Genomic DNA, 19,219 nt, shown 5'->3' with positions numbered 1-19,219 from the left:
AAACCCAACAATGTTATGAAACGAAAATTATTTTTTCTAACCTTATTGTTTTTTATCGGAGTTAATGGTTTTACTCAAGTAGTAGCAACCCAGCCGCCTGATATAGTGCAATGCGGATTAGAAGTTTTTGATCTAACCCAGCAGGATGTTACTATTTTAGGAAACTATTCTCCTAACAATTATACCGTAGCTTATTTTGAAACAGAAACAGAAGCTGAAGCTAACACTAACCCAATTGATATTCCCCAATCGTATGTTCCTAATGAGATGACCTCTATTGTTTATGCGCGTTTAACCAGTATGGAAGATGTAAATACTTATGATGTTACCTCGTTTAACCTTATTATTTCCTCATGGCAAAGTATTCCTGCCAGTGAGCCTTCAGATCTGATAGTTTGCCTGGATGAAAATGCTACTACTTATACTGTTGATTTAACAAGTAAGGAAGGTGAAATTCTGGATAATGCGGGGTATAGCTTTAGTTATTATTTAGGAGCTACCGATTCTGAAATGGGGACAAATGCCTTGGCCAATCCTGATGCGTTTGAATGGAATCCCGATGAAATTGAAATGATTTGGGTAAGAATAGAAGACAACATCTCAGGATGTTATACATTGGTTGTTATTTATTTATCTGAAATAGAATGTACAGACAGCACTGTGTCGGGTGATTTGCGATTTGGAGACATGGCTGACTCTGGCTGTATTGACGGGCCACCGGCGGCAAACGTAATGGTGAGGATGATTCATGATAATGATGTTTTTTATACCTATACAGATGAAAATGGCCATTATACATTTTATAACGTTCCCGACGGTGTTAATGAAATAAGCGTACTGGGACAGGGCGTTTATACTTATGTTGCTGAACCTATATCTTATCAGCTTACTGCACCAGGTGTATTTGAGGATATTTATTTTTGCCTTGAATCACCGGAACCTTTTGATGATGTAAGTGTTTATTTAATTATGCAGGCACCAAGACCGGGATTCCCAATGTATGGGTATATGGTAGTACATAATTTAGGTAATACTACTGCAAATGGTACCGTTTCACTTGAATTTGACGATTCTTTGGTAAGTTTTGTAAATTCTGTACCTGGTATGTCACAGTCCGGTAATACATTATCTGCAAATTATAGCGGACTGCAAGGAGCACAATACCTTGTTTATTATATGGAGTTTTTAGTAGAACAGCCACCTACAGTTAATCTTGGTGACGAAGTTATATTTACAGCAAATGTTACTACAGATGGTGATGATATTGACATGTCTAATAACGAGGATGTGTTAACCCTTATAGCCGTTAATTCTTATGATCCCAATGATATAGCGTGCCGTGAAGGTGACTATATTACCGAAGAGCAGGCCGACGGTTATCTTAATTACTATATACGTTTTCAAAACACAGGTAACGCTGATGCTATCAATGTAAGGATTGAAGATGTTCTTGACGATAAGCTAGACTGGGAAACCTTACAACCATTATCAGCAAGCCACGATTATAGGGTGGAGATGGAGAATAATACAGTTCAGTTTATTTTTGACAACATAAACTTACCTGGTGAAGAGGTAAATGAGCCGGAAAGTCATGGTTATATTGCTTACAGGATTAAACCTAAAACTGGTGCTGAGGTAGGCGATATTTTTGAAGCAACAGCTTCTATTTACTTTGACTTTAATGAGGCCATTGTTACCAATACTGCCACTACCGAAATTCAGTCAATAATGGGACTGGGAGATAACATCATTAATCAGTTTGCATTATACCCAAATCCAGCCAAAAATATTGTAAATATTGCTTTTGGTGATTCAGTTACTAATTCAGTTACTAATTCAGTTACTAATTCAGTTACTATATCGGTAAGTGATATTTCGGGCAAAATTGTACTTGCTAAAAAAATTAGCAATAGCGAAAACAGTTTTGATGTGTCTGCTTTAACATCGGGAATGTACTTTGTTACACTGACGACAGACGGTAAAAAACAAACTAAAAAACTAATGATCGAGTAGTTTTATAATCTGAGTTGAATAAAAAAGCGGACTATTTAATCCGCTTTTTTGCTTTAAATATTTTATATAAGCGGTAACTCCTCGGTCGTTACTATATGGTGCTGTATAGCATAAATAACAAGTCCGGCAATGTTTTTGGTTCCGGTTTTAATAAAAATATTGTTTTTATGTCCTTCAACTGTTCTGGGAGTTATGGTAAGTATTTCACCTATTTCTTTTGCAGTTTTTTGCATAGATATAAGTCGTAATATCTCTTTTTCCCTCTCTGTTAATAGTTTATCGTCTTCTAGTATAGAAAGTTCTTCTTTATCATGTATTTCTTCTTTGATGTTAGTTATTTGATCATCAAGAAAATATACTCCGTTTTTATGAACAGTTTCTATAGCCTTGATAAGTAAAGTGGGTGAAATACCTTTCGGAATAAATGCAGCCACGCCGCTTTTTATCATAAAGTCTAAAAAGGTTTTTTGATAATGAGAAGACATCACCATAATTTTAATAGACGGATACTCTGATTTTAGTATACGGGTAATTTCAGTACCGTCCATTTCTTTCATCTTAAGGTCTAAAAGTACTACATCGGGCAGTTTTGAAGACTCTTTAAGTTTTAATAAGAGCTCGTTGCCGTTTTCTGCTGTGAAATTAACAACTATGTTTTCCTGATTATTAAGATAACTTTCAAGAAGTTTGGAGACTAAATTGTCGTCATCTACTATTGCGGTAATAATTTGTTTCATAGTTAGGTGTGGGATTGGTTTAGGTTTAAAAGCTATACTCCGGTATTTTATATAGCATTAAGGTAGTAGTGGCAGGAGGTCATCTTTACATACAAGTTTATATGTATGCAAAAATAGTAAGAAACATCTTATGTTTTGTTTTTACTATAGGCAATAGGCTTTAATTTACTTTCTTCAAAAATAGAATATTCAGTATTAAGGAACAAAATATATCTATGTGTTGTTTATAAATATAGATGAACTGCATATAGTTGTTTTATTTTTGTTTTTTTAATAAAATGAATCAATATATTCTATTTTGGAGTTTTAAAAAAGGTTAAAATCAATAAAATTGATGTTTTATTAACATTTAAGGGTGGTTTAATATATAACAAAAAGTGATTTTAATAGATAAAAAGTTTAATTATATCGATAACTAATTGATTTATAACTAAATGGTTGCTTGTAAAGCTATCTTAGATAAGCGGTTAAAAACAAACCATAACTGCTTAATGTCTAACCAATTAATTATTACTTTTTATGAAAACCAAATTATTTATTTTGGGCGCTTGTGCAGCACTGGTGTTTGCGGCATGTAGCAAAGATGAAAACCAAAACACAAACGATTTTACACTTAAAGCATCAGAAGAGTATTCTATTGCCAATTTACAGGCAAACGCTATGAAAGATCTAAAACAAAAATTTGTTTTTGAAGCTAATGGTGAAGAAGCTTTAGTAGAGGTAAAAAGCGGCGTGAAGATTAGGGTAAAAACTGCCACATTAAAAGTAGGCGGACAACCTTATTTTGGGCCGGTTGTAGTTGAGTATGCTGAAGTTTTTGGCAGAGGCGCTATGCTAACAGCAAACAAAACCACATCTGGTTTAACAAATCAGCCACAGTCTGAAGATGATACAAGGCCACAGCCACTTATCTCAGGTGGAGAGTTTTATGTTAATATGACAACTGAAGAAGGTGAGAATATTGACGAAGGAGCAGAATACCAACTTGAAGTACCGGCAGAGCTTACCGGAGGTGAGCCTGATGAGGATATGACTTCATGGACAGGAGATCAGGAAGATACTGATGGTGACGGTGAAAGCGATGATGAAGGCGATGTTACCTGGGATGAGGATGAAGCCGGTGATGGTGATGATGATAACGGTGAAGGAGATAAGGATGTCCCTGTTGAAAACGGAGAGTATATACTTAAATTAAGAGAATTCGGATGGTGTAATATTGATAAACTTGCTGAGTATCCAAACGAAAAAACTACTATTTTTGTTGATGTGCCAAATGGTTTTGATGATACTAACTCAAAAGTTTATCTTGCTTTTGAAGGTCAGCAAAATATGTTAGTTTCATTAGATCATTACGATCAGGGAACACAACTTTTTGGAGAAACATATAATCTGTTACCAGTAGGAGAACAATGCCATATTATTTTTGTATCAGGGCAGGGCGGTCAGTGGATTTATGCAGTACAAACAATTACTATAACACCTAATGGCGTTTATGTTGTTAATGCAGGATCTCTGGTAACGGCTACACAGGCAGATGTTATTAATATGCTAAACAGCTTGCCATAATCAGTATTAAAACATAATCATTTTATAGATAAAAAGTCCCCGTAAAACGGGGACTTTTTCTGTTTTAAGGAAAACAGTTTTTAAACAATGCGTATTTTTTTGTTAATTTACTTCGATTAAAATTTATGAAGCTGTAATTTAACCCTACTTTTTGAATATAATTTAACCTTACTATGAAAGATAAAATAGTGCATAAGCTAAATGAGTTACAGGCAACAGCTATTTGTGGTAACGATATTAGCTCTTCCTGTTTATATGTATCGGCACTTACTATTGGTTATGCAGGTCAGTATGCCTGGATTTCGTTACTTGTTGTTGCAGTAGTATTGTTTATGTTTAGAAAAATATATGGAGAAGTAGTAGGGGCTTTACCCTTAAATGGAGGTGCATACAATGTTTTGCTTAACACTTCCAGTAAACGTATTGCATCTATAGCGGCTATATTAACGGTACTATCATACATGGCAACAGCGGTCATATCTGCCAGTGAAGCTATGCATTATCTTCATAATATCTTTACTGGTCTCAATGTACAAATTGCTACGGCAATAGTATTGCTTATATTTACATGTATAGCTATTGTAGGTATAGGGGAATCAGCAGCAGTAGCCGTATTTATTTTTATAATACACTTAATATCATTAACATTATTGGTCGGTACTGCGCTATTTTTTATACTTAATCACGGTACCGCAACCTTTTCTATAAACTGGAAACTACCCTCACACCCACAAGGTATTGCTTATACATTATTTTTGGGCTTCTCGGCAGCAATGCTGGGTATCTCAGGGTTTGAGAGTTCGGCAAACTTTGTGGAAGAGCAACAACCGGGAGTTTTCAGGAAAACGCTTCGCAATATGTGGGCTATAGTAAGTTTCTTCAATCCTGTTATTGCTATTATACTTATTGCTATAATTCCGGTAATTGAGCTTGATGAGCATAAAGAGTCTCTTTTGGCTTATTTAGGACAAACTACCGGTGGTTCATGGTTGGCGTGGGTAATATCAATAGATGCTGTATTGGTACTTTGTGGTGCTGTACTTACCTCTTTTGTAGGTGTATCCGGGTTACTTAAGCGTATGACTCTGGACAGGATATTACCTAATTACTTTTTAAAGGAAAATAAAAATGGTAGTAGCTACAGGATAGTTATCGTGTTTTTAATTTTATGTATATCAGTAATGATAGCTACAAAAGGACACCTTGAATCGCTGGCAGGGGTATATACCTTTTCTTTTCTTGCTGTAATGGCACTTTTTGGTATTGGTAACCTTATGCTTAAAATTAAAAGGAGAAAACTACCAAGGCCTGAAAAGGCAAACGGACTGGTTGTAGTAATAGCTATTGCTTTTATTATTACAGGGTTTATAGGTAATATGTATTTAAGTAAAGAAGCCTTTAATACATTTATACAGTATTTAATACCTGCACTTATTTTTGTTTTCCTTATGCTAAACAGATCAGTGCTTATAAGAACTACAGTAAGTGTATTGTCTTATTTTTATAAACCGGTAAGAAAATTTGCCATTATAAGTAACCGTTATCTCGAAAGAATTAACCGTAAGCTGCATTCTCAGGAATTCGTTTTCTTTACTAAAGGAGATGATGTTGCTATACTAAATAAGGTTATGCAGTATGTGGAAGATAATGAAACCACTAAAAAACTGAAGATTGTAAATATTAAAAAAGACAATACCTGTAATGAGGCACTTAAAAAAGATTTAGAGGTATTAGACAGAGCCTATCCGGAAATACATATAGAATTTGTTGAAATACAGGGTAACTTTGGTCCTGAACTTATAGAGGAATTATCTAATAAATGGGGTATACCAAAAAACTTTATGTTTATTGGGTCGCCGGGTGATAAATTCCCTTACAAGGTATCTGAACTTGGCGGTGTACGCCTTATTATGTAGTACTACAAGCTCTTGATTTTTATTTTGTTATGTTTAATTAGTAGTGTTATGAAAATGTGTTTTTTTAAGAAATATGTTACAAATTGGTCATATTGTGTTTTTTTAACAACTCATTTTTTTTATCTTAAAGGAATGTTAATATTTTTATTAACAGAAACCACTAAAAAAAACTATGAGGAAAATCAAACTACTATTGTTGTCCCTGGTGTTTATGACATCAGCTTACGGACAAGTATCTAATGACGGAAAGCCTACAAGCTGGAGACTGACAGAATTACCTGATGTAGCTCCCGTTCAAATGCCATCATTCAATCTTGATTCCATTCAGGCAGAAGACAAAATCAGGGACGCCCAGCAAAATAAACCATGGCGTTTTGGGTATGAGTTTTTGGTTGATAATAACCTGGAAAACAGCGGAAGCTGGCAAACTCTTGAAAACGGTGACAGAATATGGAGAATCCGTTATACTTCAAACGGAGCAAAAACCATGAACTTTGTTTTCTCTGATTACTTTATCCCTAAAGGAGCAAAAGTATATCTGTACAATAATGACAGAACTGATTTACTTGGTGCTTATGACGAGAAACAAAATAACGAAAGAAGGATACTGGGTACCTGGCTTGTTAAAGGTGAAGATATTTGGATAGAATATTATGAGCCTGCAGCAGTAACCGGACAGGGAAGGCTGGAAGTGTTTAAAGTTGTACATGGCTACAGAACTAAAACCTTTACTGAAATTGCTTTTGACGATTCTTTAAACCAATCGGGTAACTGTCACTATGATGTAGACTGTTATGTGGAGGGTATAGAAAACCTAAAAGAAATAAGTAAAAAAGCGGTTGCTATGCTAATTACAGGTGGTAACGGTTTTTGTACCGGAACTCTTGTAAATAATACAGCCGAAGACGGCACACCATATTTTTTAACTGCAAATCACTGTTACGAAGGTAGTGACGATCCGGCACAATGGGCTTTCCTTTTCAATTGGGTAAACCCTAACCCTGTATGTGCAGAAAGTCCGGGGAGTACTTCAAATACAGATTACCATTTAACGGCGAGTGGAGCAGTATTACGTGCAAGAAGAACACAAAGTGATTTTTGTTTAGTTGAAATTACTACTGAACTACCGGAAGAATGGGATTTAAAATGGGCAGGCTGGGATATTAGTACTACTATACCTCCATTTTTATACGGAATTCACCATCCAAGAGGAGATATAATGAAAGTTAGTGCCGATTTTGATGAACCTACCTTAGAAATTACTCAGGTTGATGTGGGTGACGGACCTGTAAGTGCCGAAGTTTGGACAGTTGAAGAATGGGATCTTACAGGCTTACAGCAGGGATCATCAGGTTCTGCAATGTTTGATAATAACGGACTTGTAAGAGGACAGGCATGGTATGTTTCTAACCCTGATTTTTGTAATGGTACGGTAGCGACCGATCAAAGTACTGGTTATGGTAGGTTTGACAAGTCGTGGAATACGGGTGGAACTGCGGCTACAAGGTTAAAAGACTGGCTGGATCCTGCGGGTATTATAGGTACAGGTCAAACATCTATTGGATACTATCCTCCTCAAAACCTTTTTGCTATTGATGCTAAAGTATTGTTTTTTGATAAAGGGTATGAAGTGTGCGGTAATAATGTAGAGCCAACAGTAAGACTTATAAATAATGGTATTGAAAACCTTACTTCAGCTCAAATATCTTATTCTATAAATGATGGTGAACCTATTATAATAGATTGGACAGGTAATTTAGGTGAGAATGAAGGAGAGCTAATAGAACTGCCTGAGTTATCACTTTCTACCGGACAAAATATTGTTACTGTAACAGTATTAAATCCTAACGAATCTGAAGATATGTTTGCTCAAAACAATACACTTACTAATATTATTAATGTAGCTCCTGTTTACGGAATACAAAATGTTGTTGTTAATATAAATACAGATGGTAACGGTAGCCAGGTAAGCTGGCAAATTACAATGAATAATGGCTCAAACCCATTAGTGCTTTATAATTCACCAACTTATGGTAATAACCAAAGCTATACTAACGAATACCTAATGAACTCTGAAGCGTGTTATACATTTACTATAACAGATACCGGAGGCGATGGATTAGGTAGCGGAAATTATTCGGTAGCCGTAGGTAATAATGTAATTATTGAGGGAGGTGACTTCGGAAGTACTGAGTCGATATCTTTCAGACTGGACAATTCGGCAGGCCTTGAAGATTTCACAACAAACCCAATAACAGTGTATCCTAATCCTTCGGCAGGTATATATACGGTGTCTGTTAATCAGGAGCTTACGGATGTAAATTATACTGTATATAATATGTTAGGACAGGCAGTAGCAAACGGTAAGTTTGTTAACGGTGCTAACACGGTAAATATAACAGGTATGTCTAAAGGCGTTTACTTTATTAAAGCGGCAGATGCATCGGGTAAAATGTTTACAACCAAACTTATTAAAGAATAAGGAATTTAATATTAGTTGATTAAAAAGGCAGGGTCTTAAACCCTGCCTTTTTTATATTATTTGGTAACAATTTTAAGCACAAAGGCTTTATCGTCTACTTTTTGTTTAGGAGTTGTAAAATGAAGTCCGGTATCATCAATATTAAAATTGATTTTTTCATCTGATCCTAATACCGAAACAGCTTCAACCTGTGGTATTTTTTCACCTAAGGTTTCTTTAGTAAATGATTGTAAGGTAACCGGAGTACCTTCTCCCGGCCAGCCTAGTACAATAGCATAGATAACATTATCCTTTTTGGTATAACGAACATCCTGTGCTGTGTAATCAAGCTTATCCAGGAACATTCCTGATTTTTCCTGTTTGGTAGGACCTTCGCCAAATACTTCCCAGGTACGGGTTCCATAAATAGCTTCTCCGTTTACTTTTAGCCATTTACCTATAGTGATAAGTATATCCTTTTGGTTTTGCGGAATAGTACCGTTTGCCATAGGCGATATGTTAAGCATAAGTGCTCCGTTTTTACTAACAATATCGGCTAGAATGTCTACAATATCATTAGCCGTTTTTAACTGTAGATCGTTTGTATAACTCCAGCTTCCTACAGATACGGTTTCGTCGGTAAGCCAAAACTCCTTAGTGATTTGGTTGGCACGTCCTTTTTCAAAATCCTCAATACTTACGCTTTTTGGCAGTTCACCTTCTTTATGGGTTATAATAACCTGCTTACCTTCTTTAGCAGCATGGTTAAGATAATAAGCTGAGAACTGAGCTTTAAGGGTATCAGGTAGTTTGGAAAGTTTTCCGTCAAAATAAATCAGGTCAGGGGAGTAGTTATCAATGACCTCTACCAGTTGGCCTAGCCATTCGCGGTAAAACTGTTTTTTGGGGATATTACCGTATAGTTTAGCCAGTTTCGGGTCTTCCGATGAGGTAGGCATATCCGGATTGTATGGAAAGTACGATTCATCGTCAAGCCATTTATCAGGATTGTCTTTATTGATTTGCAGGTTACGTGCCATATGGAACGAGGTAACAAATTTTAATCCTCTGCTATGTATGGCTTTTTCAAGTTCGCCTACTAAATCCCTGTGGGGTCCCATACTTTTGGCATTCCACGGATTTATTTTACTATCCCAGTTCGCCCAGCCATCATGGTGTTCGGCAACAATACCGCCAAATTTTGCACCTGCCTGTACATATAGGTTGGCCCACTCATGAGCATCAAAGTTTTCGGCTTTGAACATCGGTACGAAATCATGGTACCCAAATTCAGATGGCTGGCCGTAAGTCTCCACATGGTATTTATTTTCGTCGCTACCCTCAACATGCATAAGGCGTGCATACCAGTCGTTAGCATAAGCTGGTACCGATAACACTCCCCAGTGGGCATATATACCAAACTTGGCATCCTTAAACCATTCGGCTGTAGCATCGTGGTCTTTCATGGACTCCCAGTTGGGTTGGTATGGCCCATTGGTCTGTTCTTCTTCTTTTTTCTTGTGAGAACAGGCTGTTAGGGCTGCAAATGTTAATACGTATAATAAGTTACGTTTAATCATAATTATAACTTATTGAATGGTTACCGTTACTTCCTGAGTTATGTTTTTGCTTGAATTACCCAGTTTGAAAGTATAGTCTCCTTTTTCAACTACCCAGCCTTTGCTGTTTTCGTCATAGTAAGCCAGTTCTTTTACAGGGACATTTATAGTCACCTTTTCGCTGTTACCCGCTTTAACCAGTACTTTGTTGAAACCTTTAAGTTCTTTAGCAGCGCGTTCTACAGTTGAGTCGGCTTTGGAAACATATAACTGAACCACCTCTTTACCATCGTGTTTTCCTGTGTTTTTCACATCAACAGTAACGGCAATTGTTTCGCCTTCGTTGTATGATTTTTTATTGGCTGTAGCGTTAGCCAACTCAAAAGCAGAATATGATAAACCATAACCAAACGGATATAACGGCTCTACATTTTTAGTATCAAACCAACGGTATCCTACAAGGATTCCTTCTTTATATGTTACAGTATCTTCACCCGGGAAGCTGTTAGTAGCATGTGCAGGAGAGTCAGATAATTGTTTAGGCATTGTCCATGGTAGTTTACCTGACGGGTTAACAGTACCCAATAAAACATCGGCAAGAGCATTTCCGCCTTCCGATCCGTTATACCAACTCCACACGATAGTTGAATTTTCCTTTTCAACATTATTTATATCATAAGGAGCTCCGGCAACAAATACCACTATTGTTTTAGGGTTAGCAGCTTTTACGGCTGTTATAAGTTTTTCCTGCCCGAACGGAAGGCTAAGATCAATGCGGTCGCTTGCTTCTGTCTCATAGTCACGGTTAGCACCCACAAACAGTATAGCAATGTCTGATTTTTTAGCAGCTTCAACCGCTTCGGCAATCATTTTAGGGTCAACATCGGTAACAGTTTCTTTAGCTTCCTGAGTTACCTCACCAAACTTCATTTCCTTTTTAGGCTTGAAAAGCGTTTTGTAACCTTCGGCATAGTTAATAGTAACCGATTCCGGAAGTTTCGCTTTTAAAGCCTCAAGCGGAGTAACCTCACGCCTGGTTTTTACACCGGCACCAAAACCTCCCTGAGCATGTTTAGCTGTGGCATTAGGGCCAATTACAGCAATACTCTTAACTTCCTGGGTATTTAATGGTAAAAGGCTTTCTTTGTTTTTAAGCAATACAACCGATTCGGCTGCAATATTGTAGGCATCTTTGTAGTGTGCTTCGGTAGCAAGACTTCCTTTGGCACGACTTTCTGTATTTCCCATTGCCTTAACGTTGAATAACAGCTTAAGTATTCTTTTGGCATGTATGTCTACTTCGGCTTCGGTAACTTTACCGTCTTTAACAGCCTGGATAAGTGGGTTAGCAAACCAGAATTCATCAAACGACGGAGCATTTGTACCCATTTCAAGATCAGTACCTGCTTCAAGTGCTTTTTTGGTAGTGTGAACCGCATCCCAGTCGGAAATTACCACACCTTTAAAGCCCCATTCGTCCCTAAGCACGTCCTGTAGCATGTATGGGTTTTCACAAAGGTAATCCCCACGAAACTTATTATAAGCTCCCATAACACTGTAAGCATTTGCTTTTACAACAGCATCATGGAAAGCAGGAAGGTATATTTCGCGAAGCGTACGCTCGTCCATAAGTACGTTTACTGTACCACGGTTGGTTTCCTGATTATTTGCAGCATAGTGCTTAATACAGGCAGCCACATTATTTTCCTGAACACCCACTACATAAGGTACAATAAGTGTTTTGTTAAGAAATGGGTCTTCTGTCATGTACTCATAGGTACGTCCTCCAAGCGGTGTACGGATAATATTAAACGCAGGGGCAAGCAATACATCCTTACCACGTGCACGGGCTTCCTCACCAATACTTCTACCAAAGGTATGGGCTAATTCAGGGCTCCATGCAGCCGAAAGTCCGGCACCGGCAGGGTAGTAGGTCGCAAAATCGTTATCCAGTCCAAGCGGAGCCCAGCTCATACGCTGCAATTCCTCACGAATACCAAGCGGACCGTCAGCCATATGCAATTCAGGTACTCCAAGGCGTTCCACACCTTCGTTGGTAAACATGCTGTAGCCATGTAAAAGGCCTATTTTTTCCTCAAGGGTCATTTGCCCTATAATAGAGTCTATTTTAGCATCAAACTCATCACTCATAGGTGTACCCTTATATTGAGCAGTTTCCGACTGAGCTGCCGTGTCGTTTGATGTTCTGTCTTCTTTGCACGAGGCTATAACCAGTACCAGTGCGGTCGAAAGGCATAAAATCTTATTCTTCATATATGCGGTGTATATTATTTTTTAATGGTAATCTGTTTTGTGAGTGCGATTGCATCAGATGATCCTCCTGCCTGGAGTTCTATGTCTTCGGGTTCCAACTCAAATCGTTGTTTTGCCGTGTTCCAGTATTCAAGGTCTTTTGCCCTTAATGTTAGGGTTACCGTTTTGGTTTCTCCTGCTTTTAAAGGTATACGTTTAAAAGCTTTCAGTTCCTTTACAGGGCGTTCTATTTTTGAGTTTAGGTGTTTTACATAAAGCTGTATCACCTCTTCACCATCTCTTTTTCCGGTATTGCTTACAGTAACTTTGACTTCAATTTCCTTGTTTTTAGATAGGGTATTGCTACTGGTTTCAATGCCTCTGTAAGCAAAGGATGTATAACTTAATCCATAACCAAAGGCATATAATGGTTCTCCTTTAAAATACATATAGGTACGCCCGTTACGGATGTTGTAATCCAAAAGGGGAGGGAGATCGGTAATGTCCTTCACCCAGGTTTGGGTTAGCCTTCCGGCAGGGTTGTAGTCGCCAAAAAGCACGTCTGCCAGTCCGTTTCCGGTTTCCTGACTGTTATGTGTTATATGTACTATTGCCGGAACATTTTCCTGAGACCAGTTTATAGCATAAGGAAAACTACTTTGTAACACAGCCACTGTATTAGGGTTACTTTGGTAAACCACCTTGATAAGATCTTCCTGCTCTAAGGTTATTGCCTGCCTGTCTACCGCTTCTTTACCGTTACTTGGCACTGGGCAGTCTGCCCAACCAGCATCACAATAAGGATGGTTTCCGGCTATAACAATCACCACATCGGCTTCGGCGGCTATTTTGGCTGCTTTACCATCGGCATTGTTTTTAGCATAAGTAACTTCTATGTTGTTACCGATTTTATTTTTTATTCCCTGTAACGGACTCACTTTATAAGGCGGAGTACCACTATACCAGTCAAGGTACACATCTTCGGCATACTGCCCGATAACAGCAATACGCTTAATGTTGTTTTTGTTTAGAGGAAGCAATTGTTTGGCAGGGTCATTTTTTAAAAGTACGATTGATTTTCGGGTAGCTTCAAGTGCCAGTTGTTTATGGCTCTCGCTAAGCCACGGGTCTTTAGCATCTTTGTCAATGCCTATTGTAGCATATGGGTTATTACCTGTAGCATCCAGCATTCCCAGTTTTATCATTACCCTGTAGTCACCTTTCAATACTTCATCTATTTCTTTTTCGGTAAGATAACCGTTAGAAATAGCTCCATATACAGCTTCGGTAAACTCATCAAGAAACTGGTTGATGCCTGCTTTTATCGTGGCAGCTGCCCCAAGAAATTTATCTTCATAATATTTATGATCCGATAACAATAAGCCGAAAGCACCACCATCTGTACAAATGATTCCGTTTTGTCCCCATTCGTTAACCGTAATATCTTTAAGCATAGGGTGTACCATTGCGGGAATGCCATTTACTTTATTGTAAGCAGCCATATAGGCACGTGAACCGCCCTCAATAACGCCCATCCTGAAAGGAACGGAATAATACTCCCTCCATAATCTTTCGTCAAAATCAGATGAGGTATAGGTACGCCCGTCTTCGTTACTATTGGCAAGAAAGTGCTTCATAAGCGAAGCAGTTTGCCAGTATTTGTCGTTATCTCCCTGTAATCCTTTTACAAAGGCTACAGTCATGGTTCCGTTAAAAAAAGCGTCTTCACCATAGCTTTCCTCGGTACGTCCCCATCGCGGGTCCCTTGCCAAATCTGCATTAGGGGCACGTACTACCAGTCCGCCACGATTATAATGCTGATAAGCAAAGCGGGTTTCCATACCCTCTACCGCAGCAATTTTTTGGAGCAGTTCGGGATCCCATGTTTCGCCTAAGCCATACGCTTGCGGGAAAGTGGTGGTAGGTAAAGGTTCGCGGTTTTTTCCTCCCCATTTTCCGGGTCCGCCAAGAGCAAGACCATGAAGTCCTTCCACATGCCCTGTGCCTTTAACGCCCAAACGGGGAACCGAAGGATCAGTACTTAACGCATTTATCTTTTCGTCCAGTGTCATTAACGACAGCAGGTTGTTAATACGCCTTTCGGTATCCAGGTCAGGATTTTGAAAAGGGTACTGGTAGCCTTTTTGCTGTGCGGCTAACGATGTTGTTATTAATAATAAGAAGTAGAAACAATACCTATTCATTACTTACAGTTTTTTAAACCTGATAGCCGTACCGCCCGATGCGCCAAGCTTAAGGGTTAATTTGTCTTTTGCTGTTACGTTTTGTTTTGTAATGCTCACCTTCGCAGGGTTATGTGTCTCATCGGTACCTTCGGCATCAGCATAAATCTGAGCTTCATACTGTGCATCAGTATCAAGGAAGTCAAGGCTTACCTCAAGGTCACGCGCTTTTTCGTTAGTAATGCTTCCTAAATACCAATCGGCACTGTGTACATCCTTGCGGACAGTGGTGATGTATTCGCCAATTTCCCCATTAAGTACTTTAGTATCTTCCCAGTCTGTTGGTACATCTTTAAGGAACTGGAATGCAGGATTTCCTTCGTAATTTTCAGGAAGGTCGGCAAGCATTTGGATAGGAGAGTAGATGGTAACATAAAGAGCTAACTGTTTTGCTGCTGTAGTATGTACCCTTTTACCAGGATATCCCTGAGTAACTTCTACATCCAGTATCCCCGGAGTAAAGTCCATTGGGCCCGATAGTAATCTTGTAAACGGAAGGATGGTTTCATGGCTAGGCGGATTACCCTCGCTCCAGGCATTGTATTCCATACCGCGAGATCCTTCGCGTGCCATCATGTTAGGGTAGGTACGTCTTTCTCCTGTATCTTTAATAGGCTCGTGGAAGTTAACCGCTAAACCGTATTCTGCCGCTTTTTTAAGCACATAGCGATAGTAGTTTACACCAAACTGACCGTGGTGCCATTCTTTCATATTCAATTTAGAACCTACCTGTCCTATTTTTACGTTGTGTATGCCTAAACGTTTATAAAGGGCAAAACCTTCGTCTATCTCTTTAAGGTAATTGATAAGGTTAGAACCTGTTTCATGATAACCAATAATGTTTACACCTTTGCTTTTACCGTACTCCACCACCTTTTCAAGGTCGAAATTATCAGCATTTTCGGTAAAACTGAACATGTGCATCCTGTTTTCATACCATGCCGGAGTCCAACCTTTATTCCATCCTTCAATAAGCAGGTAGTTAATCCCTTCCTTATTGTTAAAATCGATATATTCTTTAGCATTTTTTGTAGTAGCACCCTGTTTTTCACTTTCCCAGAAAGTATATTTACCTATGTGCATTCCCCACCATATACCGGTATATTTAAACGGCTCAATGTAAGAAGTATCGGTTAATACATTTGACTCATTAAGGTTAAGAATCATGTAAGAAGTGATAAGGTCCCCCGGTTTTTCACCTATTTGGATGGTTCTCCACGGTGAAGTAAAGGTTTCTGTAGTACGTACCTTAACTCCGTCTGCCCATGGAACCAGTTCTGATTTCAGGTTAGAACCTTCGGTATGCCTAAGTACCATACTGGCAAAATCTACAAGATTAGCCTCATGGAAGCTAACTACAACTCCGTCTTTATTTTCTATAGTTAATGGTGTATGTACCACATCCAGCGTACTTACCGGAGAGGCCTCATACAGGTACTCATAGCGGTTTTCCTGATAGGCAGGGATCCACCATGCTTTACCGTCTTCTTTTAGGTTGAAGGCCGTAACCTCGTCCATAATGAAGATGCTGTCTTTAATATTTTGTTTCGGGAATACATAACGGAAGGCCACACCATCGTCAAAAGCACGGAACTGTATTTCCAGATTGTGTTTTTCTTTGCTTTGAAGCTTAACTACCATTTCGTTATAATGGTTCCTGATGTTTTTCTTTTCGCCCCAAACCTGTTCCCAAGTGTCATCGTGTGTTGAGGTTTCAACATCTACCAGTTCAAAATCCTTGGTAAGGTCTTCGTTTTTAAGTACGAATCCAAGTGCCGAAGGGGTAATGATCTCTTTCTCCTCGTGATTAACGGTATATGTAGGCATATTACCATTTAAGGAGAAGGTAATTTTGTTTTCACCGTTTGGCGAAGCCAGTTCGTGTGTGATTTGTTTAGTTTCCGAACAGCCTGCAACAAGCAGGGCAAGTAAGGCTGGTACTATAAATTTTCTTGAGGTCATGATAATTATTTATAAATAATAGATGTGCTTAAAAGTAATAAAACCGGGGACAGGAAGTCTAGACACTGGCCCCGGAGTGAGTAATAACTAACCCAAAACAACTTAATTTATTTAATCCATTCGGTTTTAAAAGTGGTTTCCCCGGTTAGAGGATTGCTGTCCACTTCAAATCCGTTACCTTTTTTAGTAAGCTTTATGTTTTGCAACGCTTTCCCTTCCGGCAGGTATACCGTAGCGGTAGCTGTAGTAGTACCTTCAGCAGCATATACTTTAAGGGTAAGCCTGCTCCAGTCCATATCTTTTGTAGACTGTGCCAGTTTTATGTGAGGGATGGCTGTACCGCTTTTAACCAATACGATAATTGGTAATTCGCCGGCAGCAATTCTGTGCCATCCGCCATTGTATACTTTTTTGGTTTGGTAATCTACCCATTGTCCCGGCGGAAGGTATACATCCCTTTCGGTTACTTCTTCAAATAACGGGGCAACAAGCATATCTGATCCAAACAGGTATTCGTTATCAATTAACCATGAACCAGCATCCTGCGGATATTCCACAAAAAGGGCACGCATCATTGGTAATCCTTTTTCCGAACTTTCCTTCGCCTGAGCATAGATGTATGGCATCAGTTCGTAGCGCATATTATCCGCATTCCTGAATGATTTAAGAAAATCCTCGCTGTATAACCAAGGCTCTGTAGGTGGTTCACCATGGCTTCTTACATGTGAGGTAAGCATACCAAACGGAGTCCATCTTTTGTAAAGTTCTTCAGGCGACTTAGTAACGAAACCTCCTACATCATGACTCCAGAAACTGAATCCGCAAAGCCCTAATGAAAGTCCGCCACGTAGTGTAGCCGACATCGCTCCGTTTGTAGTAGCAGCGTCACCACCCCAATGTAACGGATAGCGCTGGCTTCCTGCCCATGTACTTCTTGCCCATATAAGCGTATAGCCTTTTTCTCTCTGTGTAAGTTCGGCTACAGCCTTGTTATAGCGAAGCGGGTACAGGTTGTGCTCATAGAAGCCGGTACGGCCTGAGTGGTAAATACCCTCGGCTGGTGCAGCTTCACCAAAGTCTACCTTAAATACTGCCACCCCCTGATCCATTAGATGTTTTAGTTTTGCCTGATACCATTTTACGGTTTCAGGGTTAGAGAAATCCAGTACGGCATCCTCATAAGGAAGATTACCTTTCCTGTCCTTAACGGCTAAACCGTTATCTACTATTTCGTTAAACAGGGTGTTTCTAGGTGTAAAGTACGGTAACTGCCACAGGCATACATTAAATCCGTCCTTTTTCATATCTGCCATCATTTTAGCAGGATCATCAAAACGTTTTGAAGCAAACTCGTAGTTGTTTCTCCAGTCTACGTCAAACCATCCGGTATCAAAGTGGATAACATCACTAGGTATTTTATTCTTACGGAGATTTTTGGCAATTTCGCGACCTTCCTTTTCTGAGAAGTAAGTGATGCGGCTCATCCAGAAACCAAACGACCATAATGGAGGCATTGAAGCCTTACCTGTAAGGTCAGTATACTCGTCAAGTATGTCTTTAGGCTCACCAATAAAGATGAAAAGGTCGGCAACATCATCACCAATCATCATTTTATTGGCACCGGCAAAGTACTTACCAAAGTCAACCGTAATAGGGGTAGAGGTATGCATAAAAACACCATACCCACGGCTACTCATGTAAAACGGAATAGGTTTGTACATAGTCTCGTTTTGAACACCGTTTGCATCATCTGTCCATAAAACCACTTTTTGCCCGCGTTTGTTGAATTGTGTAAACGACTCACCACAACCGAATATCTTTTCATCCGGCTCAAGGCTGAAAACAGGTGCTACACTACGGGAGTAATCACTATTCCTGCGAACATAAGAATACGGAAGTACCGGGGTGTAAGTGTTTTGAAGGTCTGAATTATGAAGCGTTGAGGTAAGCAGCTTACCTTTTGCATCATATATTTTTACGTGCCACGGATTGGTTTGTATTTCCACACTGCCGTATTGGCTTCTATATTTATGTCCTGTTGCTGTTTTGCTGTATTTCCAGCTTTCAGGATGATTTGGCGCTGTGCCGTTTACCAGCATCAGCGATTCTTTTGGCTGATTGAACTGCGGGCCTGATGTTGTTTTTATCCTTATGGCACGCTCTGAAACAAACTCAATACTAAAAGGCAGTACCGGAGCAGCCTCATACTCTGTAGTAGGGAATTCATTTGCCGCTACAGTATCAGGCTTCATCATCATGTTATTGAATGCCTGACGCGTTTTGTAATTGTAACGGGTATATTTTACTGTACCTTTTCCGGTTTTAGGGTCAAACGATGCCAGTTCGTCGGCAAAGTAAAAGGTATTGGCATAATTCTCAAAGTCGGTACTTACATCCACGGGGGCATTAAGTACAGGTGCGTTTTGTATTTGCGCACTAACACCCTGTATGGCTGCCGTGGCCATAAAGAGGCTTAAAGAAATTTGTGTTAATCTGTTTTTCATTAGTT

10 protein-coding genes are annotated in these 19,219 nt (G+C 39.1%); 4 read left to right on the top strand and 6 right to left on the bottom strand.

What is annotated here, in order from left to right; all coding sequences use genetic code 11:
- Nucleotides 1-15: 15 nt before the first annotated feature.
- Complete coding sequence (locus ABS768_RS07600) at nt 16-2,013, top strand: DUF7619 domain-containing protein (protein ID WP_408074368.1); 1,998 nt, start codon at nt 16-18, stop codon at nt 2,011-2,013.
- Nucleotides 2,014-2,075: 62 nt separating this feature from the next.
- On the opposite strand, the gene ABS768_RS07595 is transcribed toward ABS768_RS07600, so the two are convergent.
- On the bottom strand, nt 2,076-2,750 hold the full coding sequence (locus ABS768_RS07595; protein WP_408074367.1) for a response regulator: 675 nt from the start codon (nt 2,748-2,750) through the stop codon (nt 2,076-2,078).
- Nucleotides 2,751-3,269: 519 nt separating this feature from the next.
- Here ABS768_RS07595 and ABS768_RS07590 point away from each other — a divergent pair.
- The 3 genes from ABS768_RS07590 (at nt 3,270) to ABS768_RS07580 (ending at nt 8,714) form a co-directional block, all read left to right on the top strand.
- Nucleotides 3,270-4,316, top strand: coding sequence for a hypothetical protein (locus ABS768_RS07590; RefSeq protein ID WP_408074366.1), 1,047 nt, complete (start codon nt 3,270-3,272; stop codon nt 4,314-4,316).
- Between the two features lie 173 nt (nt 4,317-4,489).
- The gene (locus tag ABS768_RS07585) at nt 4,490-6,232 is read left to right on the top strand and encodes an APC family permease (RefSeq protein ID WP_408074365.1); all 1,743 of its coding nucleotides are present in this window, start codon (nt 4,490-4,492) and stop codon (nt 6,230-6,232) included.
- Nucleotides 6,233-6,404: 172 nt separating this feature from the next.
- On the top strand, nt 6,405-8,714 hold the full coding sequence (locus ABS768_RS07580; protein ID WP_408074364.1) for a T9SS type A sorting domain-containing protein: 2,310 nt from the start codon (nt 6,405-6,407) through the stop codon (nt 8,712-8,714).
- A 56-nt stretch (nt 8,715-8,770) separates the two neighbouring features.
- Here the strand turns inward: ABS768_RS07580 and ABS768_RS07575 are convergent, their stop codons facing one another.
- The 5 genes from ABS768_RS07575 to ABS768_RS07555 form a co-directional block, all read right to left on the bottom strand.
- The gene (locus tag ABS768_RS07575; protein WP_408074363.1) at nt 8,771-10,273 is read right to left on the bottom strand and encodes an alpha-L-fucosidase; all 1,503 of its coding nucleotides are present in this window, start codon (nt 10,271-10,273) and stop codon (nt 8,771-8,773) included.
- Between the two features lie 9 nt (nt 10,274-10,282).
- The gene (locus ABS768_RS07570; protein WP_408074362.1) at nt 10,283-12,526 is read right to left on the bottom strand and encodes a glycoside hydrolase family 3 C-terminal domain-containing protein; all 2,244 of its coding nucleotides are present in this window, start codon (nt 12,524-12,526) and stop codon (nt 10,283-10,285) included.
- A gap of 14 nt (nt 12,527-12,540) precedes the next feature.
- Nucleotides 12,541-14,709, bottom strand: a complete 2,169-nt coding sequence (locus ABS768_RS07565; protein WP_408074361.1) for a glycoside hydrolase family 3 C-terminal domain-containing protein — start codon at nt 14,707-14,709, stop codon at nt 12,541-12,543.
- A gap of 3 nt (nt 14,710-14,712) precedes the next feature.
- Complete coding sequence (locus ABS768_RS07560; RefSeq protein ID WP_408074360.1) at nt 14,713-16,710, bottom strand: glycoside hydrolase family 97 protein; 1,998 nt, start codon at nt 16,708-16,710, stop codon at nt 14,713-14,715.
- Nucleotides 16,711-16,817: 107 nt separating this feature from the next.
- A complete protein-coding gene (locus tag ABS768_RS07555; protein WP_408074359.1) occupies nt 16,818-19,214 on the bottom strand; it encodes a glycoside hydrolase family 31 protein in 2,397 nt (798 codons plus the stop codon).
- Nucleotides 19,215-19,219: the final 5 nt, after the last annotated feature.

The organism is Flavobacterium rhizophilum (assembly GCF_046000485.1).
Lineage (GTDB): Bacteria > Bacteroidota > Bacteroidia > Flavobacteriales > Flavobacteriaceae > Flavobacterium > Flavobacterium rhizophilum.
The sequence above is the reverse complement of the archived record's forward strand: the minus strand, read 5'-3'. Positions and strand labels throughout refer to the sequence as shown.

What these genes read in the sequence shown, in the direction of transcription:
- ABS768_RS07600 (WP_408074368.1), top strand. Translation starts at nt 16, where the DNA reads ATGAAACGAAAATTATTTTTTCTAACCTTATTGTTTTTTATCGGAGTT.
- ABS768_RS07595 (WP_408074367.1), bottom strand. Translation starts at nt 2,750, where the DNA reads ATGAAACAAATTATTACCGCAATAGTAGATGACGACAATTTAGTCTCC.
- ABS768_RS07590 (WP_408074366.1), top strand. Translation starts at nt 3,270, where the DNA reads ATGAAAACCAAATTATTTATTTTGGGCGCTTGTGCAGCACTGGTGTTT.
- ABS768_RS07585 (WP_408074365.1), top strand. Translation starts at nt 4,490, where the DNA reads ATGAAAGATAAAATAGTGCATAAGCTAAATGAGTTACAGGCAACAGCT.
- ABS768_RS07580 (WP_408074364.1), top strand. Translation starts at nt 6,405, where the DNA reads ATGAGGAAAATCAAACTACTATTGTTGTCCCTGGTGTTTATGACATCA.
- ABS768_RS07575 (WP_408074363.1), bottom strand. Translation starts at nt 10,273, where the DNA reads ATGATTAAACGTAACTTATTATACGTATTAACATTTGCAGCCCTAACA.
- ABS768_RS07570 (WP_408074362.1), bottom strand. Translation starts at nt 12,526, where the DNA reads ATGAAGAATAAGATTTTATGCCTTTCGACCGCACTGGTACTGGTTATA.
- ABS768_RS07565 (WP_408074361.1), bottom strand. Translation starts at nt 14,709, where the DNA reads ATGAATAGGTATTGTTTCTACTTCTTATTATTAATAACAACATCGTTA.
- ABS768_RS07560 (WP_408074360.1), bottom strand. Translation starts at nt 16,710, where the DNA reads ATGACCTCAAGAAAATTTATAGTACCAGCCTTACTTGCCCTGCTTGTT.
- ABS768_RS07555 (WP_408074359.1), bottom strand. Translation starts at nt 19,214, where the DNA reads ATGAAAAACAGATTAACACAAATTTCTTTAAGCCTCTTTATGGCCACG.